Here is an 8697-nt window from a genome sequence, read left to right as displayed (position 1 = left end):
CAGTACTATGAATTCCTGCGCCTCGGTCGTGAAGGCTATACCAAAGTACAGAACGCCTCTTACCAGGTTGCTGCTTATCTGGCGGATGAAATCGCCAAACTGGGGCCGTATGAGTTCATCTGTACGGGGCGCCCAGATGAAGGTATCCCGGCGGTGTGCTTCAAACTGAAAGACGGGGAAAATCCAGGATATACCCTGTATGACCTTTCCGAACGTCTGCGTCTGCGCGGCTGGCAGGTTCCGGCATTTACCCTCGGCGGTGAAGCCACCGACATCGTGGTAATGCGCATTATGTGCCGCCGTGGCTTCGAAATGGACTTCGCTGAACTGTTACTGGAAGACTACAAAGCCTCCCTGAAATACCTCAGCGATCACCCGAAACTGCAGGGCATTGCCCAGCAGAACAGCTTTAAACATACCTGATAACCGAATGTCACCTGCATGCCAGGAGCATGCGGGTGTAATTCATTCACGGTAAAGAAATATATCCTATAAATAAGAGTAGTGGCGTAATGATCAGGATGCTAATTCTGATCATTTTTTTGTTTTTTGGGAAATTCATATAATTGAATAATTTGCAATGTAAATTAAATCTTGTACAAATTACAATAGGATGCATCAGCTATTATTCATATCCGTTATTATTGCTTGTTTTTGCTCTAATAGATTGAAAAATAAGTGACCTGGAACAATGCTTCTAACCACTTAGGATGCTATTATTTTTTTTCGTTTAAGCTTTGTTTAAATCGCGATTTGACTTAGGGTGTTGGCGTGCTACATTAAATACAATAATATGTTTCTGTTATAGTGTATTAATGATGCAATCACTACATGGAACTTGTTTAATTGCGTACGCAAAGCATAAATATATTCTTACCATGCAGAATGGTGAATATCGCTGTTTTAACGGTGGTGATTTGGTTTTTGCGGATGCAAACCAGATTTTAGTTGATAACTGTGCAGAGAACGTCGTCTTTGTCACGAAGGAAACACTTTCATTATTTCTCCCAATGCTCAAGGAGGAGGCATTAACTCTTCATGCCTGTAAAAAAGTACCTTCGTTAATCGTGCATCACTGTACCCGAGATATCCCCGTTTTTCAGGAAGTTGTACAGCTTTCACAGAGTAAAAATCTCCGCTATGGTGAGATTTTACGTAACAGGGCATTAATATTCGCAATATTGTCGGTTTTTCTTGAAGATGAACAGTTTATAGCGCTACTCATGAATATCCTACAGCCCAATATGCGAACTCGGGTTTGTACGGTCATTAACCGTAATATTGCTCATGAATGGTCATTGGCGAAAATAGCCAGCGAGTTATTGATGAGTCCAAGTTTGTTAAAGAAAAAATTGCGTGAAGAAGAGACGTCTTATTCGCAACTGCTTACCGAATGTAGAATGCGACGCGCGTTACAATTCATTGTAATACATGGCTTTTCTATAAAGCGAGTGGCCGTGTTGTGTGGCTATAACAGTGTGTCGTATTTTATTTATGTTTTTCGCAATTATTATGGCATGACACCGACTGAGTATCATGAACGAATAGCTGAAAGAGGGGGTGATAACCCTCTGATGATGGACATTTGTTTAGCAGGAAAGTGTTGTCACCCTGAAAGGATAGTAAGGTTATAATTGCTTTTTGAAGATAAAAAAAACCCGGCATAGGGGACCGGGAAGAGGATAGTCTGCCGTCTCCAGACTAATAAGCCGTTATAACACTCCATGTTGGCACGGGAAACTTTGTGCTCTCAGTGGGTTAAATATAACTTTTGCTGGAGATAAGATCAGCCAATTTTTTATAAACATAAGCTATACACAAATTTAAGATATATCACGCATGCATTTACTTTTTATGGCTTAACTGATATATGCGCTTATGTATGTGATTACTTTTTGGTCCTACCAATTTTGGCAGTTTTGGATTTTTACAGGAGTCATACATCATTTCATTTGTATACTGAAATTGTAATGGTTGTAGTAATGGAATATAAGGGCTTGTCATGACACACGTTTGCTCAGTGATCCTCACCCGCCGTTCATTTGATATTTATCATGAGCAGCAAAAACTCTATTTGCAAAAAGAGAGTATTCTTTTGATGGATAAATATATGGTGGAGAATTTTCCTTTTGATGAATCCCATGCCCGTAGACTAGATATCGATGAAAGGATCATTAGCCATTATTTGCACAATGTCCGTCTTTCGGGTCGGTGTTTAGGGCTGCATGGTAAAAAACGGTTGCTAGTTAACCCAACACCACCAATGCCGCTGGTCACTGCGATATTTGATAGTTTTGCTCAAGAAGATATTGCGTCCAGAACATTAAGTAATATGCTTTACTTTTCCTGTCTTTCGATGTTTTCACGAAATAAAGAACTTATTCCCTTCCTTTTTAATAGCATTAGTACTGTTTCAGGTAAAGTTGAACGCATTATTAGCTGTGATATAGCCAAACGTTGGTATCTGCGTGATATCGCCGAAAAAATGTATACCAGTGAAAGCCTAATCAAGAAAAAATTGCAGGATGAAAATACTTGCTTCAGTAAAATATTGTTGGCCTCGCGAATGTCGATGGCCAGACGATTACTCGAGTTACGACAAATCCCGCTGCCGATGGTTGCAGAAAAATGTGGCTATAGCAGTACGTCGTACTTTATTAATACTTTCCGCCAGTACTATGGCGTAACACCGCACCAGTTTGCGCAACAGTCAACTGGGACCTTTAACTGACTGGATTTCTCATTCGAAAGTCGGTCAGGATCTCCCTCACACTTCATGTGAAAATCTTTCCTCATTAACTCTGCCGGGTCACCGGCAAGTTTGCTTTCGCAGTTTGCAAAACACTAAACGTATTTTCAGGAGGAAAAGACGCGGCATGTTCAGGATTATTAAGTTTGCAATTCATACAATTACGGGAATTCTGGTCAGTGTCGTGTTGTTTAAATTGATAACCAACGGTTGGAGCGGGTTCTACTTTCAATGCTGTTTACTGAGTTTGATGTTCCTGGCGGTAAGCTGGCTGTTGAGTGGCGAGTGGTTAGCGGGAAAGAGTAAGGCTGAACCCTCACGCTCAACCTTACTCTCGTTTACGCGTTACGCTTTTTTAAAGCGGGCAAAGAGATGTTCCACCACAACGAAAAAGACCGGAACGAAGTAAATCGCTAGCACCGTTGCTGCAAACATCCCCCCCATAACGCCTGTACCTACTGCGTTTTGCGCACCGGAGCCTGCGCCATGACTGATAACCAGTGGCAGTACGCCGAGAATAAAGGCCAGAGAGGTCATCAGGATTGGGCGTAAGCGCATCCGTGCCGCTTCGATAATCGCTTCCATCGGTGTCTTCCCTTCTTTTTGCATCATCTCAACCGCAAACTCGACAATCAGGATGGCGTTCTTGGCGGAAAGCCCAATGGTGGTCAGCAGACCAACCTGGAAGTAGACGTCATTGCTTAAGCCGCGCAGATCTGTAGCCAGTAACGCGCCAATTACCCCAAGCGGTACGACCAGCATTACCGAGAATGGAATCGACCAGCTTTCATAAAGTGCGGCGAGGGCAAGGAACACCACGACCAGCGAGATGGCATATAGTGCCGGTGCCTGGTTGGAAGATAACGCTTCCTGATATGACAGTCCGGTCCATGAATAGCCAACGCCAGTCGGAAGTTTTGCGACCAGATCCGCCATAAATTTCATTGCGTCACCCGTACTTTTTCCTGCCGTCGCTTCACCTAAAATCTCCATTGCTGGAATACCGTTGTAGCGTTCCAGACGTGGTGAGCCGTAGGTCCATTCTGTTGAAGAATAAGCAGAAAGCGGCGCCATCGTGCCGGAGGCGTTGCGCACATACCATTGGTTTATATTATCTGGCAGCATGCGGAACGGTGTTCCCGCCTGGACATACACTTTTTTCACTCGTCCCTGGTTAAGGAAGTCGTTCACGTAGCTACTACCGAAAGCGGTGGAAATGGTCTGGTTGATATCGGACAACTCCACGCCCATCGCCTCAGCTTTCGCAGCGTTGACGTTGACTTTGAACATCGGTGTATCTTCCAGGCCGTTCGGGCGTACCCCGGTGACCTGGTCAGGCGATTGCGCTGCCAGAGACAGCAACTCATTTCTCGCCTGGGTCAGCTTTTCATGTCCCAGGTTACCGTTGTCCAGTAGTTCCATATCAAAACCTGACGCTGTCCCCAGTTCTGCTACCGCCGGTAAGTTGAACGGGAAAATAACTGCTTTATTGATGCGGCTAAGAGCCACCATCGCCCGCTGAATAATCGCGGTCACCGAATTTTCTTCGCCGACGCGTTCAGACCACGGCTTCAGGCTGATAAACGCCAGACCGTTGTTTTGCCCCTGGCCGCTGAAACCAAAGCCGCCAACGGTAAACACCGACTGAACATTATTTTTCTCTTTTGTCAGATAGTAATCGGTCACCTGCTGCAGCACTTTAGTGGTGTTAACCATCGTGGAACCTGATGGTAGCTGTGCAGTGGTCATAAATACCCCTTGATCCTCTTCCGGCAAGAAGGAGGTCGGTGTACGCAGAAACAGCACCGCCATCCCGGCACAAATCAGCAGGTAAACCACCATATAACGACCCGTGCAGCGCAGCAGTGAGCGGGTACTGTCGGTATAGTGTTGAGTTGATTTTTCAAACAGATGGTTAAATCGCACAAACAACGCATTCTGTTTGTGACCGCCTTCTGGAACGGCTTTCAAAATGGTGGCGCAAAGGGCAGGCGTTAGACTCATCGCCACAAACACCGAAAGCAACATGGAGGAGAGCAGCGTAATGGAGAACTGACGGTAAATTTCCCCGGTCGCGCCGCTCATAAAGGCCATTGGCATAAACACCGCGGAAAGCACAACGGCAATCCCGACCAGCGCACGTTGGATTTGCCCCATTGATTTATGCGTCGCTTCCTTCGGCGGCAGCTTATCTTCTGCTATCACGCGCTCGACGTTTTCTACCACCACGATGGCGTCATCCACCAACAACCCTATAGCTAACACCATCCCGAACATGGTGAGGGTGTTGATGGTAAAACCGACCGCCGACAAAATCGCGAACGTGCCGAGAATAACGACCGGTACGGCAATAGTCGGGATGATCGTAGCGCGAATGTTTTGTAAAAACAGATACATGACCAGGAAGACGAGGATGATGGCCTCAACCAGCGTTTTGAAAACTTCCTGGATTGAAATTTTAATAAATGGTGTCGTGTCGTAAGGATAAACCGTCTTCAGGCTGGCGGGGAAATAGGCCGATAAACGGTTGAGCTCCTCTTTTACCGCCCGGGAGGTATCGAGCGCGTTTGCTCCTGTAGCCAGTTTGATAGCGATCCCGGCGGCAGGTTTGCCGTTATAGCGCGCTACGGTGGAATAATCTTCCGCTCCCAACTCGACGCGGGCAACGTCGCGCAGCAGCACTTGTGAACCATCTTGCTGAACTTTCAGCAAGATTTTGCCAAATTCTTCCGGTGTTTGCAGACGTGTCTGCACAATGATCGAGGCGTTCAGTTGTTGGTCTGCCGCCTGTGGCATTCCGCCCAGTTGACCGCCGGAAATCTGGTTGTTCTGTACCTTGATTTGGGAAATAACATCGGCAGGAACAAGGTTGTATTTATTGAGTTTTTGCGGGTCCAGCCAGATACGCATGGCGTACTCTGAACCAAAGAGCTGCACGCTACCGACACCTGCGGTACGACTTAATGGGTCTTTAATATTAGAAGCCACATAGTCCGCAATGTCGTACTGGTTGAGGCTGCCGTTTTCAGAGATAAACGCTGCCACCATCAGGATATTGCTGCTCGACTTATTGACGCTAATCCCTTGTTGCTGTACTGCTTCGGGGAGTGATGGCATAGCAAGTTGCAGTTTATTCTGCACCTGAACCTGCGCAATATCGGGCGACGTTCCTGTCTCAAAGGTCAGTGTGATGGACGCATTACCCGCCGCATCACTGGTTGATGACATATACATTAAGCCATCAAGTCCATTCATATTTTGCTCAATCACCTGAGTGACTGAATCTTCAACCGTTTGCGCATCAGCACCCGGATAGGTGGCGCTCACGGTGATGGTCGGTGGTGCAATCTGCGGATATTGCGCCACCGGTAAGTTCATGATCGCCAGCCCGCCTGCGAGCATCAAAATAATGGCAAGTACCCAGGCAAAAACCGGGCGATCAATAAAATAGCTAGCCATGAAAGTCCCCTTAAGCCTGCAACGTTATTGTTTCGATTCGGTGCTGGCGTTTTCCTGGCTGGAGGAAATTGCGCGTGCTTTGATACCTGGGCGAATGCGTTGCAAACCGGAAACGATCACCCGATCGCCAGCTTGCAAGCCAGAGGTAACAACCCACTGGTTGCCGATGGCTTTGGTAGCGTCAATTTCGCGTAACTGCACGACATCATCTTTATCAAGAATGAGCGCCGTTGCTTTGCCCTGAGCGTTGTGAGTAACGCCTTCCTGCGGCACCAGTAACACATTCTGGCGACTACCTTCATCCACTAATGCTGTGACGTACATGCCTGGCAGTAAGTCACCATTTGGATTGGGGAAAATCGCGCGTAACGTGACCGAGCCGGTAGTTTCATCCACCGTCGGGTCAGAGAATTTCAGCGTACCGCTCTGGCTGTAACGTTTGCCATTTTCCAGATTGAGCTGTACTGGCGTACTGCCCTGAACCTGTTTGATTTGCCCACTGGCAACCTCTTCTTTCATGCGCAAAAAATCTTGTACCGACTGCGTGAGATCGACATAAATCGGGTCCAGACGCTGCACTGTAACCAGCGAATCTGCCTGATTAGCAGTAACGAGTGCGCCGACGGTCACTGATGATTTCCCACTGACGCCCGTAATGGGCGAGGTGACATTTGCGTATTGCAGATTGATCGTCGCCTGCTCAACAGCCGCTTTAGCAACGGTGACATTGGCTTCTGCCTCATTCAGCTGGGTGCGCGCGGTGTCGTAATCCTGACGGCTGACGTAGTTGGTTTTTAGCAACGATGCCTGGCGATTAAAGGTAATGCGGGCATTGCTGGCGGTAGAGAGGGCTTTCGCCAGCGAACCTTTGGCTGAGTTCAGCTCTGCCTGCAAGGGCGCAGGGTCAATCTGATACAACGAATCGCCCTGGTTAACTTTATCGCCTTCGATAAAATTGCGCTTAATGATGATGCCACCCACCTGCGGGCGAATCTCAGCAACTTCATAAGGAACAGTTCTGCCGGGCAATTCGCTCATGACATTGATTGAGCCGGGGGAGAGCGTCACCACGCCCACTTCTGGCGTCATGGCGGCAGCATTTTGCGCTGATTTGTCGTCGCATGCGGTGAGTATTACGCCGCAGAATAACAACGGTATTAACAGTTTTCTTTTTCTGTTCATTTTATTCCCTGAAAATTCGTGAAAAATTACGGATTTTTTGAATGTGTGCGGGGAGAGGCATGAGGGATTTACAGACCTGCGGCATAGTGCAAGCCATGGGGATGTATGCCTGTGATGGCGCATGCAGGCCGAGTGACCAATGTGGCGATTTAGATGGCAAAAAAAATGTTGCCGTTCTGCTGACAGTCTCTGCCTGCGTCCGGGCAACGAATGTTTCTACTGGTGGATACATAAACCAGGGGAATAAGTTCGTTTTTGCTTCTCCTTTGGTTATCACCGGGAGTAATGGAGTCAGCATTTGCATCCCTCGTCATGCCAGCCGTCAATTTCAGGCACTTATCGCTGGGCCACATCAACGCCTTCTTAAAAATAAGAAGAGATCCCCAGAGTCACGATGTCGCTCATACGTCTAAGTTTCAGCTTGTACATAATATTGAATTTCTGGATCTTTAATGTCTGCTGCGAAATTTTCAGTGTTGACGTGATATTACTTTCATTTTTGTTCTTCAGGATTAATTGCATAATTTTGAATTGATTATGCGAGAAACATAATTGAGAATTCTTATGAGGCAAGTGTTTTCCATAAGTAATATCAATCAGATTTTTAATGCTTTCTTTACGGCTGATAAAAAAGATAGGCGACTGACTTTTAAGTTTGCTGATGTGGTAAGGTGCCAGAACAATGATTCTTTCAGCATCTAACTTCTCAAGAAACTTAATCGCTTCTTCATCAAGGATATGATTATGATAGGTATCAATGATCACCTTGAATGGTTTGTTACCTATGCTTTTTATCTCTGACAGGGAATTGATTTTTATCATTTCGTGATTATCTTTCAACTGCAAAAAGCCCTGTAAAAGAAAAGAATCCTTCGTCATGAGAAAAATCATAACTTGCTCCTTAGCCGTTATTGTTTCGAACATGTCATCCTTTTCATTATTTACATCCATGTCCGAATTCGTTGTTCAATATAGTAAACGCCTATAAGAACGTTGCCCTTCGTGAACTAATACGTCTATTAACACTAATCAAAACTTGAGATTTATCCATCACGCACTCCATATATTGATCCTAGGTAACATTCCTGGGTGTTATAAATTTGTTATTGCTAACATGAAATTAACAACTCCCATATTTTTACCAAGAATAAGTTATCAATTTAAAGTTTGTGATTTCTGAATGATAAAACTAAAATAAAAAAGTAATCCGATTTAAATATCGAGTCTCCTTGTTTCTACTTAAGCTGGCAATTGGATTTGCCAGCTTTCTTTTTAATTTTTGGGGAAAATTAACATCAACTGCATTA

6 protein-coding genes and 1 pseudogene are annotated in these 8697 nt (G+C 45.7%); 4 read left to right on the top strand and 3 right to left on the bottom strand.

Features of this window, described 5'->3' with window-relative positions:
• From D9738_RS20125 to gadW, 3 genes are all read left to right on the top strand, one after another.
• Nucleotides 1-423, top strand: a 423-nt coding sequence (locus D9738_RS20125; RefSeq protein ID WP_240780603.1) for a pyridoxal-dependent decarboxylase, incomplete at its 5' end; no start/stop codon positions are given.
• Between the two features lie 395 nt (nucleotides 424-818).
• On the top strand, nucleotides 819-1634 hold the full coding sequence (gene gadX / locus D9738_RS20120) for a DNA-binding transcriptional regulator GadX (protein WP_130261003.1): 816 nt from the start codon (nucleotides 819-821) through the stop codon (nucleotides 1632-1634).
• 368 nt (nucleotides 1635-2002) lie between these two features.
• Complete coding sequence (gadW, locus tag D9738_RS20115; RefSeq protein ID WP_130209198.1) at nucleotides 2003-2731, top strand: acid resistance transcriptional activator GadW; 729 nt, start codon at nucleotides 2003-2005, stop codon at nucleotides 2729-2731.
• 363 nt (nucleotides 2732-3094) lie between these two features.
• Here the strand turns inward: gadW and mdtF are convergent, their stop codons facing one another.
• A complete protein-coding gene (gene mdtF, locus D9738_RS20110; protein ID WP_130260997.1) occupies nucleotides 3095-6208 on the bottom strand; it encodes a multidrug efflux pump RND permease MdtF in 3114 nt (1037 codons plus the stop codon).
• A 24-nt stretch (nucleotides 6209-6232) separates the two neighbouring features.
• Nucleotides 6233-7342, bottom strand: a complete 1110-nt coding sequence (gene mdtE / locus D9738_RS20105) for a multidrug transporter subunit MdtE (protein ID WP_346460520.1) — start codon at nucleotides 7340-7342, stop codon at nucleotides 6233-6235.
• A 107-nt stretch (nucleotides 7343-7449) separates the two neighbouring features.
• Here mdtE and D9738_RS25515 point away from each other — a divergent pair.
• A pseudogene (locus tag D9738_RS25515) lies at nucleotides 7450-7734 on the top strand (hypothetical protein); the annotation flags it as partial.
• 19 nt (nucleotides 7735-7753) lie between these two features.
• On the opposite strand, the gene gadE reads toward D9738_RS25515, so the two are convergent.
• Entirely contained in the window at nucleotides 7754-8281 is a 528-nt protein-coding gene (gene gadE / locus D9738_RS20095; protein ID WP_064527778.1) for an acid resistance transcriptional activator GadE, read from the bottom strand.
• Nucleotides 8282-8697 lie beyond the last annotated feature (416 nt).

The sequence above is a fragment of the Escherichia sp. E10V5 genome (assembly GCF_004212315.1).
In the GTDB taxonomy this organism is placed as follows: domain Bacteria; phylum Pseudomonadota; class Gammaproteobacteria; order Enterobacterales; family Enterobacteriaceae; genus Escherichia.
This window is presented reverse-complemented; position numbering and strand designations above follow the sequence as displayed.